General features: G+C 66.2%; 14 protein-coding genes and 1 tRNA gene. 9 read left to right on the top strand and 6 right to left on the bottom strand.

Annotated features, from left to right (window positions below):
- Positions 1-13 precede the first annotated feature (13 nt).
- Together FJZ36_06185 and FJZ36_06180 are read right to left on the bottom strand one after the other, a co-directional pair.
- Entirely contained in the window at positions 14-1633 is a 1620-nt protein-coding gene (locus FJZ36_06185; protein MBM3214484.1) for a CTP synthase, read from the bottom strand.
- Between the two features lie 150 nt (positions 1634-1783).
- Complete coding sequence (locus FJZ36_06180; GenBank protein MBM3214483.1) at positions 1784-2581, bottom strand: LamG domain-containing protein; 798 nt, start codon at positions 2579-2581, stop codon at positions 1784-1786.
- Positions 2582-2773: 192 nt separating this feature from the next.
- On the opposite strand from FJZ36_06180, the gene FJZ36_06175 reads away from it, so the two are divergent.
- From FJZ36_06175 to FJZ36_06155, 5 genes are read left to right on the top strand one after another with little or no spacing between them, the layout of a single operon-like run.
- Positions 2774-2968, top strand: a complete 195-nt coding sequence (locus FJZ36_06175) for a hypothetical protein (GenBank protein ID MBM3214482.1) — start codon at positions 2774-2776, stop codon at positions 2966-2968.
- Entirely contained in the window at positions 2965-3948 is a 984-nt protein-coding gene (locus tag FJZ36_06170; GenBank protein ID MBM3214481.1) for a D-glycerate dehydrogenase, read from the top strand. The genes FJZ36_06175 and FJZ36_06170 overlap by 4 nt, the downstream gene beginning before the upstream one ends.
- Positions 3945-5000: a Gfo/Idh/MocA family oxidoreductase gene (locus FJZ36_06165; protein MBM3214480.1), complete on the top strand. Its 1056-nt coding sequence runs from the start codon at positions 3945-3947 to the stop codon at positions 4998-5000. The genes FJZ36_06170 and FJZ36_06165 overlap by 4 nt, the downstream gene beginning before the upstream one ends.
- Positions 4997-5752 (top strand): 3-deoxy-manno-octulosonate cytidylyltransferase, encoded by a 756-nt coding sequence (gene kdsB / locus FJZ36_06160; protein ID MBM3214479.1) that lies wholly within the window; start codon positions 4997-4999, stop codon positions 5750-5752. Before FJZ36_06165 ends, kdsB begins: the two co-directional genes overlap by 4 nt.
- 24 nt (positions 5753-5776) lie before the next feature.
- Positions 5777-8929: a hypothetical protein gene (locus FJZ36_06155; GenBank protein ID MBM3214478.1), complete on the top strand. Its 3153-nt coding sequence runs from the start codon at positions 5777-5779 to the stop codon at positions 8927-8929.
- Positions 8930-9063: 134 nt separating this feature from the next.
- Here the strand turns inward: FJZ36_06155 and FJZ36_06150 are convergent.
- Positions 9064-9140: transfer RNA gene (locus tag FJZ36_06150), tRNA-Pro, on the bottom strand.
- A gap of 253 nt (positions 9141-9393) precedes the next feature.
- On the opposite strand from FJZ36_06150, the gene FJZ36_06145 reads away from it, so the two are divergent.
- From FJZ36_06145 to FJZ36_06135, 3 genes are read left to right on the top strand one after another with little or no spacing between them, the layout of a single operon-like run.
- Entirely contained in the window at positions 9394-12990 is a 3597-nt protein-coding gene (locus FJZ36_06145; protein MBM3214477.1) for a DUF1553 domain-containing protein, read from the top strand.
- Between the two features lie 51 nt (positions 12991-13041).
- On the top strand, positions 13042-14538 hold the full coding sequence (locus tag FJZ36_06140; GenBank protein MBM3214476.1) for a DUF1501 domain-containing protein: 1497 nt from the start codon (positions 13042-13044) through the stop codon (positions 14536-14538).
- 9 nt (positions 14539-14547) lie between these two features.
- Positions 14548-15564, top strand: coding sequence for a hypothetical protein (locus FJZ36_06135; protein MBM3214475.1), 1017 nt, complete (start codon positions 14548-14550; stop codon positions 15562-15564).
- Between the two features lie 650 nt (positions 15565-16214).
- On the opposite strand, the gene FJZ36_06130 is transcribed toward FJZ36_06135, so the two are convergent.
- The 3 genes from FJZ36_06130 to FJZ36_06120 are packed head-to-tail and all read right to left on the bottom strand — an operon-like array spanning position 16215 to position 18402.
- Complete coding sequence (locus tag FJZ36_06130; protein MBM3214474.1) at positions 16215-17069, bottom strand: SDR family oxidoreductase; 855 nt, start codon at positions 17067-17069, stop codon at positions 16215-16217.
- Positions 17069-18214 (bottom strand): zinc-binding dehydrogenase, encoded by a 1146-nt coding sequence (locus FJZ36_06125; protein ID MBM3214473.1) that lies wholly within the window; start codon positions 18212-18214, stop codon positions 17069-17071. The genes FJZ36_06130 and FJZ36_06125 overlap by 1 nt, the downstream gene beginning before the upstream one ends.
- On the bottom strand, positions 18094-18402 hold the full coding sequence (locus tag FJZ36_06120) for an antibiotic biosynthesis monooxygenase (GenBank protein MBM3214472.1): 309 nt from the start codon (positions 18400-18402) through the stop codon (positions 18094-18096). Before FJZ36_06120 ends, FJZ36_06125 begins: the two co-directional genes overlap by 121 nt.
- Positions 18403-18474: 72 nt before the next feature.
- Between FJZ36_06120 and FJZ36_06115 the strand changes: the two genes are divergently transcribed.
- On the top strand, positions 18475-19222 hold a 748-nt coding region (locus FJZ36_06115; protein ID MBM3214471.1), incomplete at its 3' end, for a hypothetical protein.

The raw sequence follows: 19222 nt of genomic DNA, 5'->3' as shown, positions 1-19222 counted from the left end.
TCTCCGGTGGCTGTCAGCCTTCCTTGGCGGGAACGTACCCCAGCGCGGCTCGCACGAATCCGACGAAGAGCGGATGCGGTTCCAGTGGCTTCGAGCGAAACTCCGGATGGAACTGGCATCCCAGCATGTGCGGGTGGTCCGCCAACTCCGCGATCTCGACGAGGTCTTCGCCGGGAGAGAGCCCGCTCCACACGATCCCGTGCGCCTGGAGCCGCTGGCGATAGGTGTTGTTCACTTCGTAGCGATGGCGATGCCGCTCGACGATGATCGGCTGGCGGTAGCCCTGGTAGGCGATGGTGTTCTCGTCGGAAAGCACGCACGGGTAGATGCCCAGCCGCTGGGTTCCGCCCTTTTCGGTGCGGCGAACCTGCGTCTCCATGAGATCGACGACGGGATGCGGCGTCTCTTCGTCGAACTCTCGGCTGTTGGCGCGTTCGAGACCTGCCACGTTTCGGGCGAACTCGATCACCATGCACTGCATGCCGAGGCAGAGCCCCAGGTAGGGGATTCGGCGCTCGCGGGCGTGGCGGGCGGCGACGATCATGCCCTCGATCCCGCGAATCCCGTATCCGCCGGGAACCAGGATGCCACTCACATCGGCGAACGCGGCGTCCAGATCGCTTTCTCCGGTGAGCGATTCCGAATCGACCCACTTGATCTCGACTTGGGCGTCGTTGGCGATGCCGCCGTGCTTCAGGGCTTCCTGCACGCTCAGATAGGCGTCGCCGTGGGTCGTGTACTTCCCGACGACGGCGATCCGCGCGTGTCCCTCCGGGTTCTTGAGCCGGTGTACCATCCGCGCCCAGTCTTCGGATGCGATATGCGTCGCAGGCAGGCTGAGGCGCTCGACCACGAGCTCGCCGACGCCCTGCTCTTCGAGGATCAGCGGAATCTCCTCGATGCAATCGACGTCGCACGCCTCGATGACCGCGTTGAGTGGAACGCCGCACGACTGCGAGATCTTCTCGCGGATGGAGCGGGACAGCGGCTGCTTCGTCCGGCAGATGAGCATGTCCGGCTGAACGCCCAGCGAGAGGAGTTCGCGGACGCTGTGCTGCGTCGGCTTCGTCTTCACCTCGCCCCAGGCGACGGAGACCACGAGCGTCACATGCATCAGGAGTGTGTTCGGAATGCCCATCTCCATGCGGACCTGGCGCATCGCCTCGACGAACGGCGGTGTCTCGAAGTCGCCGATGGTTCCGCCCACCTCGCAGATGAGCACGTCAGCGCGGCTTTCACGAGCCAATCGGTAGATGCGATCCTTGATCTCGTTGGTGATATGCGGGATGAGCTGGACGGTCTCACCGAGGAACTTCCCCTCGCGTTCCTTCTCGATGACGGAGCGGTAGACGGCTCCGCTGGTGAAGTTGGAGAGCCCCGACAACTCGGTTCCCAGGAACCGCTCGTAGTTGCCCAGGTCCAGGTCGGTCTCCGCGCCGTCGTTGGTGACGAACACCTCGCCGTGCTGGAAGGGGTTCATCGTGCCGGCGTCGACGTTGATGTACGGATCGATCTTGAGCGCGTGGACGCGATAGCCGCGATTGGTCAGCAACCTGCCCAGAGCGGCAGTGGTAATGCCCTTCCCGATGGAGGACACGACGCCGCCCGTCACGAAGATCATCTTGTGCTTCATGGGTTCCTCGCGCTGCAGGTCTTCGGCAACGGTTCGCTCGCTGCTACCAGTGTGCCACACGGGACAGCCGAAGGCATCTCAAGGATCGCGCGCCTCGGATGCTTTCCGTACTGAGTTCCGTGACGCTCGGAGCCGGCTGCGGAGCGGGTTTCAGCGCTTCAGGCTGCCCCACGTCGCCGCCATGCGTCCCGCCGGAGAGACCGCCAGAATGCCCTTCAAACCGCCCTTCATCAGGTCTTTGATGTTGGCGTCCGGGAGAGGCGCGTTATGCACCGAGACCTCATCGACGGCTCCCTTGAAGTCCCATCCGGGTCCGCCCTTCCATTGGGCGAACCAGATGGAGCCGCCGTCGGCGTCGCGGGTCATGTCGGGCTGACCGACGTCCGACTGGTTGACGAGTTCGCCATCGACGTAGAGCTTGAGGGTCTTGCCGTCGTGGGTCAGGGCGACGAAGGTCCACGATCCGACCTTGTGGATGCCGCCGCGAATGCCGTTGCCGATCCCGCCGCCCTGGACGACGCTCGCGTAGAAATCCGTCGCGCCGATCTGGATGGTCGGGTTGTGCCAGTTCCGCTCCATGACGCGCGTGTTCGGGTTGCCCGGCACGGCGGTGGGCTTGACCCACAGGGCATAAGTGAACCCGTCGCGGTAGTCGTCCGTCGTCGGGCTCGCAGGGATGCGGGCGTGGTTGGATCCGTCGAACTCGAGAGCCTTGCCGTCTTTGCCGTCCACCCACTTCGCGCCGACGACTTCGCCGTTGTTGTTGTTGCCGGAAGCGTCTTTGAAGGCGGCTCCCTTGCCCTCGTCCAGCGTCCACGCCCCGACGAGGGTCGCGGGGTCGATCTTCGCCTGCGCGCTGAAGGCGAGCGCCGTGCAGAAAGCCACACAGATCATGACGGATCGGTGCATCGTCGTCTCCTGCTCTGGTGTCAAGCTCTCTCGGCTCATCTCCAGTCTAGCGGCACGACGGAACACGCGCAATCGAACGACGCGCTAGCCGCTTCCGCTAGTAAGCAGGTATCCATGTGGACTCTCACCCAGTCTCCCCAAGAAGTGGGAGGAACCGGACGAGCACGGCTCCTTCTCGCTTCTAGGGAAGGCCGGCATGGGGTTTTTCACTTCACCAACGCGATGCGTCGCGTGCGCCACGTTGTCAACGCCAAGGGCGACGCGACGGGTCTCCCCTACGACCGCCATCGCCGCTCCGGCAGGGCCCGGCATTTGTCGGACGACCTCGCGCGCCCTGTGCTAACATTCGCCTCGACGAGCTCCCACCCCTTCGGTGTCCACGCGGCAGGATCGGCATCTGCCCACCAGCAGGAGGGAACCGTTTGAGGCACACGATCTACGTGACGCGCCGCCTGCCCCAACCGGCGCTGGATCGCCTCGCGGAAGTCTTCGATGTTGAGGTCAACCCGGACGACCGCGTTCTCGAAAAACGGGAGATCATCGACCACGTCGGCGGCAAAGACGCCCTGCTCTGTCTCCTCACGGACACGATCGACGCGGAGATCATGGACGCCGGCGACCGCTTGCGCGTCCTCTCCAACTACGCCGTCGGATTCAACAATATCGACGTCGCCGCCGCGACCGCCCGCCGGTTGCCGGTCACGAACACTCCGGGCGTTCTGACCGAAACGAGCGCCGACCTGGCGATGGCGCTGCTGCTTTGTGCCGCCCGGCGCATCTCCGAAGGAGACCGCCTGACCCGAGCTGGGAGGTTCGTCGGCTGGGGACCCATGATGCTGCTGGGATACGACGTCTACGGAAAGACCCTCGGTATCGTCGGCATGGGACGCATCGGCAAAGCGACGGCGCGACGAGCCATGGGCTTCGGCATGCGCATCCTCTATACCAGCCGGACGGTTCACGAAGACGCCGAACGCGAGTTCGGGGCGCAGCGTGTTCCGCTGGACGACCTGCTGCGCGAGAGCGACTACGTCTCGCTCCACGTCCCGCTGAGCGACGAAACGCGCCACCTCATCGGCAGCCGCGAGCTCGCTCTGATGAAGCCGTCGGCGTTCCTCATCAACACGGCGCGCGGGCCCATCGTGGACGAAAAGGCGCTCGTGCGCGCCCTCCGCGATGGGACCATCGCCGGAGCCGGGCTCGATGTCTACGAGGATGAACCTGCCGTGGCGGACGGGCTCATGGAGCTCGACAATGTCGTGCTCGCGCCGCACATCGCCAGCGCGACGGTCGAGACGCGCACCAAGATGGCGATGCTCGCCGCCGAGAACGCCATCGCCGTGATCGAAGGACGCAGGCCAGCCCACATCGTCAATCCCGAAGTTCTAGAATCGACGACGCGATGAAGATCACTCGATCCAAGACGCTACGATTCGGCATCGTCGGCTGCGGCGTCGTCGCCCCGACGCACGCGGTCGCGCTCAATCAGATCGACGGCGCGGACCTCGTCGCCGTCGCCGACGTGTCCGCCTCCCGAGTCGGGAACTTCGCCAAGGAGTTCTCCGTCCGGCAGGCGCACACCGACTATCGCAAGCTGATCGAAGACCCCGACATCGACGCCGTGTGCGTCTGCACGCCGCACTACCTGCACGCCCAGATCGCGCAGGAGGCGGCGCAGGCCGGCAAGCACGTCCTCGTCGAGAAACCGATGGCGACCACCCTCGAAGCCGCCGATCAGCTCATCGAAGCCTGTGAGCAGAATGGCGTCACGCTGGGCGTCGTGTTCCAGCACCGGTTCGACCCCGCCGCGCGGTACGTGAAGCGGCTGATCGAAGACGGTGCTCTCGGCAAGGTCGCCCTGGCGAGCGTCTACGTGAAGTGGTTCCGCACCCAGGACTACTACGGCGACGGCTCCTGGCGCGGAACCTGGCAGTACGCCGGCGGCGGGGCTCTCATCAATCAGGCGATCCACGCCATCGACGTCCTCTGCTGGCTGATGGGCGACGCGACGCGCGTCACCGGCTACTACGACACGGTGACCCACGACATCGAGGTCGAAGACACCGCCGCCGCCGCAGTCCGGTTCGCCAACGGAGCCCTCGGCGTCATCGAGGCGTCCACGACGACCTATCCGCAGACGGCGGAACGTCTGGAGCTCGCCGGTTCACGCGGAACCGTCACCATCGAAGGCGGACTCATCGCCCGGCACGAGCTCGCGGGACACAGCGCCGACTCGCCCAATCTCGACGCGGGCGACCATCGGTTCCACGGAAAGACCTATTACGGCACGAGCCACCCGCGCCTGCTCGAAGACTTCGTCGCCGCCCTGCGCGAGGGACGCAGCCCCGTCGTCGACGGGCGCGAGGGGCGCAAGGCGCTGGAGGTCATCACGGGTATCTACGAGTCGTCGCGCACCGGCGCCGAGGTGATCTTTCGCCCGAACGGCTCCGCGTCATGAGCCGCAAACCTTCCGTGCTGGGCGTCATACCGGCGCGGTACGCATCGACGCGCTTCCCCGGCAAGCCGCTGGCGGACATCGTCGGCAAGCCGATGATCCAGCACGTCTACGAGCGCTCCCTGCGGGCGAAGCTGGTCAACCGCGTGCTGGTCGCCACCGACGACGACCGCATCTACGACGCCGTTCTCGCGTTCGGAGGCGAAGCGCACCGCACCGGCGAATGCCCGACCGGAACCCATCGCGTCGCCGTGACCTCCGCCGCCTACCCGGAGTACGACATCGTCCTGAACATCCAGGGCGACGAGCCTCTGCTGGAACCCGCGATGCTCGACGCGCTCGTCGAGCCGTTCGTGGAACGCCCTGAGCTCGTCATGACGACCCTCGCCGAGAAGATCGTGCGGCAGTCGGACTACGAGAGCCACAACGTCGTCAAGGTCGTTTGCGAACAGAACGGACTCGCGCTCTACTTCTCGCGGGCGAGTATGCCGGGAAGCCGAGACGGCAGCGTGTGGTCGGCGGCGATGCCCGCGCTGCGGCATATCGGGCTCTACGGTTATCGGCAGGACTTCCTGGCGCGGCTCATCGAGCTGCCGCCGACGCCGCTGGAGCAGCACGAGGGTCTCGAACAGCTTCGCGCGGTCGAGAACGGCTATCGGATTCACGTCTCGGTCACGCCCTACGCGACGATCGGGGTCGACACGCCCGACGAGCTCGAGATGGTCGCGTCGATCCTGCGGTCGCGTGGTGTGTAGGCAGCGGCACACGCGGACAGCCCCATGACGGAACGCAACGTCGCGGACGCCATCGCGCTCGTGCTCGACCCCTCGGAGCTTCCGGCGGAACGCATCGCCGTAATCCTGGCTCCGTTCGGCTTCCAGGACCCATCCCGCGCCGACCGCGACATCCAACGGCTCGCCGACCAGTACCCGTCGAGAGAGCTTTTCGCCGACGCCCTGCCCTACATCCTCGACGGCGCCTCGCTCGCGCCCGACCCCGACGCCGCGCTGTCCCACTTCACCGCCTACGCCGAAGCCCGCGTGGACGCCCACACGTTCTTCTCGACGCTCCGTTACATTCCGGGGCTGCTCGGCGACATCATGCGCATCCTCGGTTCCAGCGACTACCTCTCCCAGGTGCTCGTTCGGAACCCGCACTACCTCTCCTGGTTCGTCGAGCTCGATGCGCGCGACACGTCGAAGTCACGCGAGGAGATGGAGCAAGACCTGCGGACGTGGCTGCGGGCGTTTCGCTCGGTTCCGGCGCGGCTGGGCATCCTGCGACGGTTCAAGCGGCGCGAGACGCTCCGCATCGGCATGCGCGACCTGCTGGGCATCTCGCCGGTCGAGCAGACGACCCGCGAGCTCGCCTACGTCGCCGACGTGACCTTCCAGGTCGCCTACGAGATCGCGCGCGAGCAGATAGACGCCCAGCTTGGCGAGCCGAGGGACTCCGACGGAACGCCCTCGCGCTACGCGATCATCGGCATGGGCAAGCTGGGCGGCGTCGAGCTCAACTTCTCTTCGGACGTCGATATCCTCGCGGTCTACAGCGATGAGGGCACGACGACCCAGGGAACCGACAACGCGGCGTACTTCCAGCGGCTCACCGAGACGGTCGTCCAGTCGATGAGCGAGCCGACGCACGAGGGCTACGTCTTCCGCGTCGATCTGCGCCTGCGTCCCGGCGGCAAGACGGGACCCCTCGCCCGTTCACTCGACAGCTACGAGGGCTACTACGAAGCCTGGGGCGAGCTCTTCGAGCGGCAGGCGCTCATCAAGGCGCGGTGCGTCGCCGGAGACCCAGAGCTCGGCGAGGCGTTCGTCCGCCGCATCCAACCGTTCATCTACCGCGCTGCTCTCGACGCCAGCGAGATTCACGACACGCTCGCCGAGATCGCCCATACGAAGGGAACCATCGAGCGGCGCATCGCCAAGGACGGCGACCCCGCGTTGCACGTCAAGCTGGGACCCGGAGGCATCCGCGACGTCGAGTTCGTCGTTCAGGCGCTGCAACTCCTCCACGGCGGGCGCGATCCGGGTCTGCGGCAGATAGGGACTCTCGACACCATCGACGCCCTGGTAGAATGCGGCATTCTGACCGCCGACGGTGCGTCGGCGCTGGCGGACTCCTACCGCTACATGCGCCGCGTCGAGAACTTCTTGCAGCTCGTCGCGGACAGGCAGCTCTACTCCCTGTCGAGCGACGCCAGCGAACGACAGAAGCACGCCCTGCGCCTCGGATACCGCGACGAGGACGGACACACCGCCGGGGAACGGTTCACGCACGACTACGAGCGGCATCGCCGGACGATCCGCGAGGAGTTCGACCGCGTCCTCCGCAGCGAGGAGGACCCGGCGTTCTCCGCGCTGAGCGCGATCCTCGACGAATCGGAGCTTCCCGACTCGGCGGCGGAGTTCCTGCGCTCCTACGGCTTGTCCGATCCCCACGAGGCGGCGCGCATCCTGAACCGCTTGGCGAAGGGCTCCGACCGCGTCCGGTTCTCGCCGCGCATTCGGCGGGCGTTCCTGCGGTTCGCCCAGCCGTTGCTTGCGGACGTCGCCAAGACCGCTGACCCGATGCTCGCGCTGGCGCAGCTCGACCGCTTCCTCGCGGCGGCGGGCGCAAGGGCGCAGGTCTATCCCATCCTGCAGGAGCACGCCGGCATCCGCGAGCTCCTCCTGTCGATCCTGGGCACGAGCCGGTTCCTCGGCGACATCCTCGCCCAGGACCCGCTCTGCTTCGAGGCGCTCACCTACGGCGACTCGATCTCGACGCGCACCGACTCCGCGGAAGCCTTCCGAGCGCGGATCGCGGAGGCGGTCTCGCCCAGCAGCCGCGACGTTCTGCGCGATCTGCAGCGGTTCCGCTATGGCGAACTCCTGCGGATCGGCACGCGCGACATCCTCGGCGAGAGCGAGCCCCGCGCGACGATGCGCGAACTGAGCCGCCTCGCCGAAGCCGTCCTGGGGTTCTACGCCGACCTGATCCTCGACCGGATGCGCGCCGAGAAGGGGGAGCCGCGACACGCCGACGGCGCTCCGGCGACGTGCGCCATCATCGCGATGGGCAAGCTGGGCGGCGGCGAGATCAACTTCAGCTCCGACCTCGACGTGCTCTTCGTCTTTTCGGGCGACGGGCAGACAGAAGGCGGGGAGCCGAACGCGCGGTTCTTCCAGCGATTGGTAACGACGCTCGTGTCGCAGTTCAAAGCGCCGTCGCTGGGTTCCAGCCTTTACGACCTCGACTTGCGCCTGCGTCCGCACGGCAGAGGGGGGCCCATGGCGCTCAGCCTCGACGCCTACCGGGCGTACTACGAGCGTCAGGGGCTGCTATGGGAGCGGCAGGCGCTCATCAAGGCGCGTCCCGTCGCGGGCGATCCGGCGCTGGGGCGGGCGTTCCTCGACGCCGTCCATGCCTTCGCCTACTCGAAGCCGCTGACGACCGACGAGATCGCCGAGATACACCACACGCGATCGCGCAAAGAGGACAAGGCGGCGGCTGAAACGAGCCGCATCCACAACATCAAGTCCGGGTATGGCGGGCTAGTCGATATCGAGTTCCTCGTCCAGACGCTCCAGCTCCGCGGTGGAACCGACGATCCCACGCTGCGGCAGCAGAACACCTGCGAGGCGATCCACGCCCTCAGCCGCAACGGCGCGTTGAGCGCCGCCGAGGCGTCGTGGCTGCTCGACACCTACCTCTTCCTGCGATTCGTCGAGGATCGGCTGCAGATCGTCGACAACCGCCCCCTGTCCGCCCTGCCGGAGGACGAGGACGAGCTGGAGAAGCTCGCCCGGCGGCTCGACTACGCGCCCGTCACGGGGGAGTCGGCGCGGGAACGCTTCCTGAACGAGTACCACCAGCGCACGCGGACGACGCGCGAGTTGTTCGAGGAGGCGTACGGGCGGTTGGGCGTGCCTTCGCGCTGACGATTCCCGGTCTCACCGAGTGTGCGTCCTCCCGAAGAAGATAACTGAACCTCAAACGGCACAAAGCGTGATTATCAGAAACTACACCGAGAAATCGGAAACCCGCAGAGCCATTGCTCATGCGGGTTTGTCATTGGTCGGGGCGACTGGATTTGAACCAGCGACCACCTGAACCCCATTCAGGTGCGCTACCGGGCTGCGCTACGCCCCGACAATCGGCTTCGGCTGTCTGTCCTATTCTAGACGACGCGCCGAAAGCTGGCAAGGCGCGATCCGCCGTTACGCCGCGTCGCCAGACCCATCTCGCCCATTCGATGAATCCATTGAACTCGTTCCTCGGTTAATCCGATAATGAACGTCGCGGGCGTCATGCCCGCTGGTGAGGTTCCCGTGGCGAACGGAAAAAGATCCTAGCGCGGCCCGGTCGGTGCGCCGGTCCGCAATCCGGGAGCGATGACATAGGGATGGAGATGATACAGCTCGTCGGCGGACCCCCGCCGAAGCCGCGTTCTGCCGCTTCGTCGCGTTGGGCGATGTTCCTCCTGATGGCTCTGAGCGCCGCCCACGGCGTCACGTCGCGCGCCGCCGACGCCCGAAACCGCCTCGTCGATTTCAACCGAGACGTCCGACCCATTCTCTCCGACACGTGCTTCGCGTGCCACGGACCCGACGGCGCTGCCCGACGAGCCGACCTGCGCCTCGACTCGAAATCGGCTGTCTTCGACCCGGAGCGCCAGATCGTCGTGCCGGGCTACCCCGACAAAAGCTACCTCTACCAGCGGATCACGGCGACCGACGCCGATATCCACATGCCCCCCGCGTCGACCAACAAGACCCTCTCCGAGGAACAGATCGCGACCATCCGCAAATGGATCGAGACCGGCGCGCAGTGGTCGGAGCATTGGGCGTTCCAGGCGCCCGTCCGTCCCGAGCCTCCCACCGTTCAGGACGCGTCCCGAGTGCGGAACCCCATCGATCAGTTCATCCTGAACCGGCTCGACGCGGAAGGGCTGAAACCGTCCCCTGAAGCGGACCGCCGGACGCTCATCCGCCGCCTCGCGCTCGACCTGACGGGCTTGCCGCCGACCCGCGAGGAGGTCAACAGCTTCCTCGCCGATGACAAGCCGGACGCCTACGAACGCCTCGTCGAACACTACCTCGCCAAGCCGCAATACGGCGAACATCTCGCCCGCTACTGGCTCGACGCCGCGCGCTACGGCGACACCCACGGGCTCCACCTCGACAACTACCGCGAGATGTGGCCCTACCGGGACTGGGTCATTGGCGCGCTCAACGAGAACATGCCCTTCGATCAGTTCACGGTTGAACAGCTCGCAGGAGACCTGCTGCCCGATGCGACGCTCGCCCAGAAGATCGCCAGCGGGTTCAACCGCTGCAACGTCTCGACCAGCGAAGGCGGCTCCATCGACGAGGAGTACTACGTCCGATACGCCGTCGATCGGGTGAACACGACCTCGACCGTCTGGCTGGGGCTCACCTCCGGGTGCGCCCAGTGCCACGACCACAAGTACGATCCGCTGACGCAGAAGGAGTTCTACGGACTCTTCGCCTACTTCAACAACCTGACCGAGAAGGCGATGGACGGGAACACTAAGAACCCCGCGCCCGTCGTCAAGGTTCCCACGGACGAGCAGACGGCGGGTCTGACAGCGTTCGACGGACAGATCGCCGAGGTCAACGGTCGGATCCGTTCCGCCAACGCGCCCCTCGAAGCCGCGCAATCTCTTTGGTCCGCAAGCCTTCCGAGCTGGACGCTGCTCACGCCGCAGGAGTTCGTCTCGAAGGGCGGAGCGAAGCTCGACAAGCTCGACGACGGCTCGCTCCTGGCGAGCGGCGAGAACCCGGCGAAGGAGACCTACGAGGTCACCGTCGAGGTGCCCGCCGGACGGTTCTCGGCGCTTCGGCTCGACGCGCTGAACGACGCGTCGCTGCCCAACGGCTCGTCGGGACGTAGCAGCGGCGGAAACGCCGTCCTCACGGAGTTCGAGGCGGAGACGCCCTCCGCTGAGAAGCCCGACGAGTGGACGAGACTCCGCTTCGTGCAGGCGTGGGCGGACTACGAACAGGCGGGCGGCGGCGACTTCGCCATCGCCTACGTCCTCGACGGCAAGGCGGAAACCGGCTGGGCGACCGGCGCGCATCAGCGCAAGGAGGATCGCCAGGCAGTCTTCGTCGCGGCGGAGCCCTTCGGCGGCGACGCGCCAACGCGCCTGCGCCTCCGGCTCAAGTTCGAGTCGCCGCATGCCCAGCATCAGTTCGGTCGGTTCCGCTTCGAGGCGACCAACGCGCGTCTTGGAGCGCTCGGTTCGCCCGTCGCGTTGTCCGACTGGCATTCAGTCGGGCCCTTCGCGGGGTACGACGCCATCGCCGCCTTCTATGAGCCGTTCGAGCCGGAGGGCAAGGGCGTCAACCTGGGGCAGGAGTTCAAGGTCGGCGACCAGTCGCGCAAGTGGATTCGCCACGAAGACTGGCTCGACGGCGACTTCCATGCCGTCCAGAGCGCCGATCACGCGGCGACCTATCTCTACCGCAACATCCAGTCGGACACGCGGCAGCGCGTCACGCTGACTATCGACTCGGAGGATGCCGTCCGCGTCTGGGTGAACCGCCAGGAGGTCTGGACGCGCGGTCCCAACACCGACGGGAGCCTGTCGCGCGACCGCGTTCAGGCGCTTCTCCAGTCGGGCGGGAACGAGCTCGTCATCAAGCTGGTCAACGACATCGGCGGCTCCGGGCTCGCGTTCGGCATCGAGGCGGGTGATCCCATCCCGCCGCTGGACGTGGTGAGCATCGCCGCCCTGTCGTCCGACGCGCGGACGCCTGAGCAGGCGACGCGCCTGACGACCTACTACCGCGAGCAGATCACGCGCGACCCGCAGACCCGCCGATGGCTTATGGAACGAAGCCGCATTCAGCGCCGCAGAAACGAGCTGGACGCGCAAATCGCTACGACGCTCGTCATGGAGGAACGCACCGGCGAGCGTCGTCCCGCGCGCCTCCTCAAGCGCGGGCAGTACGATCAACCGGGCGACCCGGTCGAAGCGGGAACCCCCGGCGTCCTGCCGCCCATCGACCGGTCGGTTCCCCAAGACCGATTGGCGCTGGCTCGCTGGCTGCTCCGCGAGGATCACCCGCTGACATCGCGCGTCACCGTGAACCGGCTATGGCAGCAGGTCTTCGGTCGCGGGATCGTCCGCACGTCCGAGGACTTCGGGAGCCAAGGCGATCAGCCGTCGCATCCCGAACTACTCGACTGGCTGGCGACGGAGTTCATGCAATCGGGATGGGACGTGAAGCACATGCTCCGACTGATGGTGACCTCGGCGACCTATCGCCAGTCGTCGTCAGCGACGCCGGAGCTCATCGAGAAGGACCCGAGGAACCGGCTCTACGCGCGGGGTCCCCGGTTCCGCCTCGACGCCGAAGCCGTGCGCGATCAGGCGTTGGCGCTGAGCGGGCTGCTGCAGCCGGAGATTGGGGGTCCCAGCGTGAAGCCGCCGCAGCCGGACGGGCTCTGGGAAGCCGTCGGCTACGTCGGGTCGAACACGGCGAACTTCAAGGCGGATGAGGGTTCCGACAAGGTCCATCGGCGGAGCCTCTACACGTTCTGGAAGCGCACGTCGCCGCCACCGGAGATGAGCATCCTCGACGCGCCTTCGCGCGAGTCGTGCGCCGTGCGCCGTGAGCGGACGAACACGCCCCTTCAAGCGCTCATGCTCATGAACGATCCGCAATACTTCGAGGCGGCGCGGGCGTTCGCCGAGCGTATCCTGAAGGAGGGTGGCGCGACCGACCCCGAGCGCATCCGCTACGCCTTCGAGACGGCGACCAGTCGGAAGCCCGGCAAGGATGAGCTCGCCACGCTGACCGAGGCGTTGGCGTCGTGCGGAACCCAAGCAGCCGCCGACGTGGAAGCGGCGCGTAAGATCGTGTCCGTCGGCGCGGAGCCGCCGAAGGACGCCGATCCCGTCCTGCTGGCGACATGGACGATGATTGCGCAGATCCTCCTGAACCTCGACGAAGTCATCACAAAGGGGTAGGGGCGCGCCCGTCGCGCTCGGCTCGCATCCGATCAGAGGTGACAACAGCCCATGGACCCGCTGAAGGAATTCGTGCAACTGGAGACGCGGCGGCACTTCTTCTCGAAGTGCGCCTACGGACTGGGCGCGGCGGCGCTCTCATCGCTGCTTCCCGGCGTTGCCGGCGCGGCGACGGGTTCCGCCAACGGGGCGTCGGCTTCGGGCGGAGTCCGCTACGGCGGCTTGCCCGGCATTCCTCACTTCGCGCCGAAGGCAAAGCGCGCCATCTACCTGTTCATGTCGGGAGCGCCATCGCAGATCGATCTGCTCGACTACAAGCCGACGATGCCGGAGTGGTTCGACAAAGACCTGCCGGAATCCGTCCGCATGGGTCAACGCCTGACGACGATGACGTCCGGGCAAGCGCGCTTCCCCATCGCGCCGTCGATCTACAAGTTCGAGCAGCACGACAACGGCTCTGACGGCGCATGGGTCAGCGAGTTGCTCCCGCACACGGCAGGGATCGTCAAGGACATCTCGATCATCCGGTCGCTGCACACCGAGGCGATCAACCACGACCCAGCGATCACCTACATCTGCACGGGCGAGGAGCGTCCGGGGAAACCCAGCCTCGGCTCCTGGCTCAGCTACGGTCTGGGCAGCGAGAGCGAAGACCTGCCCGCGTTCGTCGTGATGACGCCGTCGTGGACGGGTCGGAAAGACGCCCAGGCGCTCTACAACCGGCTGTGGGGAGCGGGGTTCCTGCCGTCGCAGCACCAGGGGGTGCTCTTCCGTCGGCAGGGCGACCCGGTGCTCTTCCTGTCGAACCCCGACGGCGTTAGCCCCGATCTGCGCAAGGCGATGCTGGACGGCGTCGTGAAGTTGAACGAGATGCAGTATGAGGCGTCGGGCGATCCAGAGACGCAGGCGCGCATCGCCCAGTACGAGATGGCGTTCCGTATGCAGCGCTCCGTGCCGGAGCTCACGGACACGAGCAACGAACCCGAGCATGTCTTGGAGATGTACGGGCCCGACGTGAAGACGCGCGGGACGTTCGCGCGGTCGTGCCTGCTGGCGCGGCGGATGATGGAGCGCGGCGTGCGGTTCGTGCAGATATTCCATCGCGGCTGGGATCAGCACGGGAACCTGACAGGCGACCTGCCCAAGCAGGCGAAAGACATCGACCAGCCATCAGCCGCGCTCATCAAGGACCTGAAACAGCGGGGCATGCTCGACGACACGCTGGTTCTCTGGGGAGGGGAGTTCGGTCGGACGATCTACTGCCAGGGCGCGCTCAGCAAGGAGAACTACGGGCGGGATCACCACCCGAAGTGCTTCTCCATCTGGGCGGCGGGCGGCGGCGTCCGGGGAGGCGTCGTCCACGGCGAGACGGACGACTTCAGCTACAACGTCGTCAAGGACCCCGTCCACATCCGCGACCTGAACGCGACGATCCTCCATCAGTTGGGAATCGACCACAAGCGGCTGTCGTTCCGGTTCCAGGGTTTGGATCAGACGTTGACCGGCGTCGTCGGCGAACCGCGCATCGTGACCGAGATCCTGGCGTAGGAGGGCGGAATGAACCGACGGGATTTCATCGCGGGGTTGACGCTGTCCGCCTCCGGGTTCCTCGTGCGTCCGCTCATACCGGGCGCCCGCGCCGCGGACGACGGGCCCATCGTCGCGGGGAACGGCTCGCGGACGTTCCAACTCGTCGAGTCGTGGGGTCCGCTGCCGGATGGCATCCGGTACGGCTACACGCACGGCGTCGTCGTGGACTTCGAGGACAACGTCTATATCCACAATCAGAGCCGGGATGCGGTCGTCGCGTTCGACCGGGAGGGCAACTTCCTGCGGTCTTGGGGCGAGGAGTTCGCGTCAGGCGCGCACGGGATGTACCTGAACCGGGAAAGCGGGCAGGAGTACCTCTACCTGTCCGACTACGTCCGGCACACGGTCGTCAAGACGACGCTGGAAGGCGATGTCGTCTGGCGGCTGGGGGTTCCCCCGCGCCCCGACCTCTACGAGTCCGAGGCGAAGTACCGTCCCACGGATGTCGCCGTCGCGCCGGACGGACGGTTCTACGTCTGCGACGGATACGGCGAGAGCTGGGTTCATCTCTACTCGCCGGACGCCGAGTATGTGCGGTCTTGGGGCGGGAAGGGCTCCGAGATCGGCAAGCTGAACACACCGCACGGCATCTGGGTCGATACGCGGTCGGACGATCCGGTCGTGCGCGTCGCGGACCGGTCGAACCATCGGATCCACGCGTTCTCGCTGGACGGCGAGCCGATGGACATCGTGGACGATGACCTGCGCCTGCCGTGCTGCTTCTACCAGTTCGGCGGCGATATGTTCGTCCCCGACCTGCACGGGCGCGTGACCATCCTCGACAGCGAGAACCACGTCGCGGCGCACCTGGGCGACAACCCGGGCGTGTGGGACCAGTCGGGATGGCCCAACCTGCTGCCTGAGACGCGGGTTCTCGGCAAGTTCATCTCGCCGCACGCCGCGTGCGTCGACTCGCGCGGCGACCTCTACGTCGTCGAGTGGGTGTCCGACGGCCGCGCGTCCAAGTGGCAGCGGATCCCCTGACGCGAACGATGTCTCGGCGGACGGGCGGGCCCTCAACCCGACCTTCTCCCTTCCAGGGCTTTCGCTTTGGACCCGAATACGCGCCATATTGACGTTCCCCAACGAAAAGCACTTTCGTCAAAACCGCATGAACACTACATTGCCCGGTTGGAGGGAACTTCCGATAACGTGACAAGCGAAAGTCCTGCCTTCATAGGGTGTTGAAGGAGAATTGGACTCAGTTGAAGAGATGTTTGAGATGTCGCAACGGTGCGCCTTTGCGGGCGTTGAGCAGGATTCCCAGAAGATATGCGAGATGCACGATCCGCGCGTGTCGCTGCTGCGAAAACAGGCTGTGATGAGGCATTCTGGGAATGCCCAGAATCTGCGGCAACAAGGCGTTTCGGCATCCATGACGGCACATACTTCGAGTCCGATCCGCTCAGCGAGCGATACAGCAACAGAGCCACCAACACAGAGTCTGGAAAGACCGGTGTTTTCGCCCACTTTCCGGTCGGAGGAGACGCCGGACAGAACAGACCGACATACAAGAAGAGCCGACGCAACCGCGCATCATACGGTAGACTCATCGTCCCACCCATTTCGCGTTGTTGAGGATGAAGTCGTCAACCCCAGTTTCAACAACGCATATCGGGTGGGGCAACTCTCCCTCAACACCCTATGAAGGGAGAAGGTTGGGATGAGGGTTCCTGCTCAGCGGAGGAGAGAACGAACGCGCGGACGGCGTCGCGGAGCTCGTCGCGCGTCATTGAGTCGGGGCAGTGGCGGCGCAGCCGCTCGAACGACATGCCCTCGTCGCTGTGGAACCGCTCGTCGTGGTAGACGTACTCGGCGGGACGCATGGAGAGGATCTCATCGACGGTCAGCGACTGCCCCGAACCGACGTTGACGATCTCGTTTCCGGCTTCACGCGCCAGCGTCGCCAGAACCGCCGCGAACCTCTCGATGGGGATGTAGTCGAGCACCGAATCGCGGGTCAGATAGACATCCCGCCTGCCCGCGCGCACGTCGAAGAGCAGGTTCTTCTTGAGCCCGGGCCCGAAGAAACTCGTCGGGCGGACGATGACCCACTTCGGCGCGAACCGAGTGACATACCGCTCCGACAGGAGCTTGTGCGCGCCGTACATCGACAGCTCATGAACCGCCAGCGGCATCGTCTCGACCTTGACCGGCGCGCTCTGCGGATAAACCGCCGACGACGACACGTGGACCCACACGCCGTACCGGAGCGACGTCAGGTAGGCGTGCAGGGCGATGACGTTTTCCGTCAGGCAGATGATCGGCTCGCGCTCGGAGACGAACGTCTTCGAGTTTCCGGCGCAGAAGAACACGGCGTCGTAGCTCCCACCGGTCAACGAGTCGAGCGGCGTACCCCGCAGGGCTTCATCGACGGCGATGCCCGACGAGCGCAGGAACCGCGTGACGTTGCCGCCGATGAACCCGCGAGCGCCGATCACCAGCGCGCGCTCCATTGTGCTCCCCCTCGACAGGACTTCGCCCATCATCACGCGACGCTTAGGACGATCTTGCCGTAGACGGCGCGCGCTTCGAGCATCTCATGAGCGGCGCGGATGTCGTCCAGCGGTAGAACCGCCGCGATGTCCGGCTCGAACGCCCCCTGCGCCACGAGCGCGACGACGCTCTCGAGCTCCGACCGGTTCCCCAACGTCGAGCCCAGGATCGTCGTCTGCCGCTGGTAGAGGTGGCGGATGTTCGTCGGGGCGACGGAACCGCTCGTGACGCCACACGTGACGACGCGCCCGTTGATGCCGACGCTCGCCAGGCTCGTCTCCCACGTGCTCGCGCCGACGGTTTCGAGGACGAGATCGACGCCGCGCCCGTTCGTCCATTCGCGTACCGCTGCGACGACGTCGCGTTCGCGGTAGTTGACGGTCGCGTCAGCTCCGAGCTGTCGCGCGCGTTCCAGCTTGTCGTCCGCGCTCGCCGTGACGATGGCGCGCCCACCGAAGCGCTTGACGATCCGCAGCGCCGCGCTGGCGACGCCACCGCCGACCGAGTGGATCAGCGCCGTCTCGCCGCGCTTGAGCCCGCCGCGCGTGACGACCATCCGCCAGGCAGTGAGGTACGCGGTCGGCACGGCGGCGAGCGAGGCATCCGCGACGCCCTGGGGAACCCGTACCAAGTTCGCGGCGGGTGCGACGGTGTATTCGGCAAACCCGCCCTGCGTCTGGAACCCGAAGACGCGCTGCTCCGGGCAGAGCGCCGTGTCCCCGCTCCGACAGAGCGCGCACTCGCCGCACGAGACCAGCGGCACGATGACGACCCGTTCGCCGGTCTTCCATCCTGTCACGCCGGGGCCCAACGACGCGATCTCGCCGACGACATCCAAGCCGCCGATGTGCGGCATCGGATCGACTTCGGGTCTGCCCTCCCGCGCCTTCAGGTCGAGCCGATTCAGCGCGGCGGCGCGGACGTGGACGAGGACCTCTCCTTCGCCGGGCTCTGGAGTCGGCACGTCCTCGACGCGCAGGACTTCGGGCCCGCCCTGGGTGTGGAAGAGCGCGGCTTTCACGATGGCGCACCCGACTGCTGGATGACCTCGTGCTGCTCCACCTGATTGGGTCCGGCGAACATCGCCTCGGGCGGACGGTCGGCGTGCGCCTTGCGGAAGGACTCGCTGCCGACCCACGACTCGAACGCCTCGCGGTTCTCCCAGTAGACGTTGACGACGTAGTGCGTCGCCTTGACGGGCTTCAGCAGCAGGTAGCGCACGAAGCCGGGAGTTCCCTCGATGGCTCCCAGCCGTCTGGAAAAGCGCGCCTCGAACTCGCTCTCATAGCCTTCGGCAACATGGATTCGGTTCGACACGACGAACACGGGTGTCGGCTCCTTCTCGGCAGGTGTCAGCCCGTCGTTGACTCGCGCGGTGACGGGCGATAGATTCGCCGCATGGGCTGGATGCTTGCGGTCGTGAGTCTGCTCCTATGGCTGGGCGTCGATGCGACGCGCAAGGTGATCGGCAGAAGCGTGTCGCCGCGCGATCTCGCCCTCGCGCTCGCCGTGCTCCAGCTTCCCTTCTTCTCGCTAGGTCTGCTCTCCTTCGACATTCCCTCCGTTCCGAACTCGTATTGGGCTCCCGCGTTCGGCACGATCGCGTTCAACCTGGTCGGGAACGTCCTCTTCCTGAGCGCGCTCCAGCTCACGCCCTACTCGCATGTGATGCCCTTCATGGCGTTCACGCCGGTGTTCACCGCACTGGGCGGTTGGGCGGTGGTCCATCAACGCCCGTCGCTGATCGCCGCGCTGGGGATCGGCTGCGTCACGATCGGCGCGCTCTGGCTGACGAGCGCCGGATCGGGATGGCGGCGCATCGGCCGGTTGGACCGAGGGAGCGCGTACATGCTCGCGACGGCGTTCAGTTGGAGCTGGTGCGCCGTGTTCGACAAGCGCGCGGCGGACACGATCCCCGGCTTCGTCGGCATCGCTTGGCACCTGTGGTTCCTGACGGTCGGCATCTCCGCAGGGTACGTGCTCGTGTCGCTCCGGTTGCTGCCCGACTTCGGCGCGATTCGGCGGCAGCTTCCGTGGCTGCTCATCGTGACCGTGGGATTCGTCGGCGGACTCGTGACACAGATGGCGGCGTACCTGTACATCCCCGTGGCGACGGTCGAAACGGTCAAACGCGCCGGATCGCTGG

Source organism: Candidatus Poribacteria bacterium, assembly GCA_016866785.1.
GTDB lineage: Bacteria > Poribacteria > WGA-4E.
This window is presented reverse-complemented; position numbering and strand designations above follow the sequence as displayed.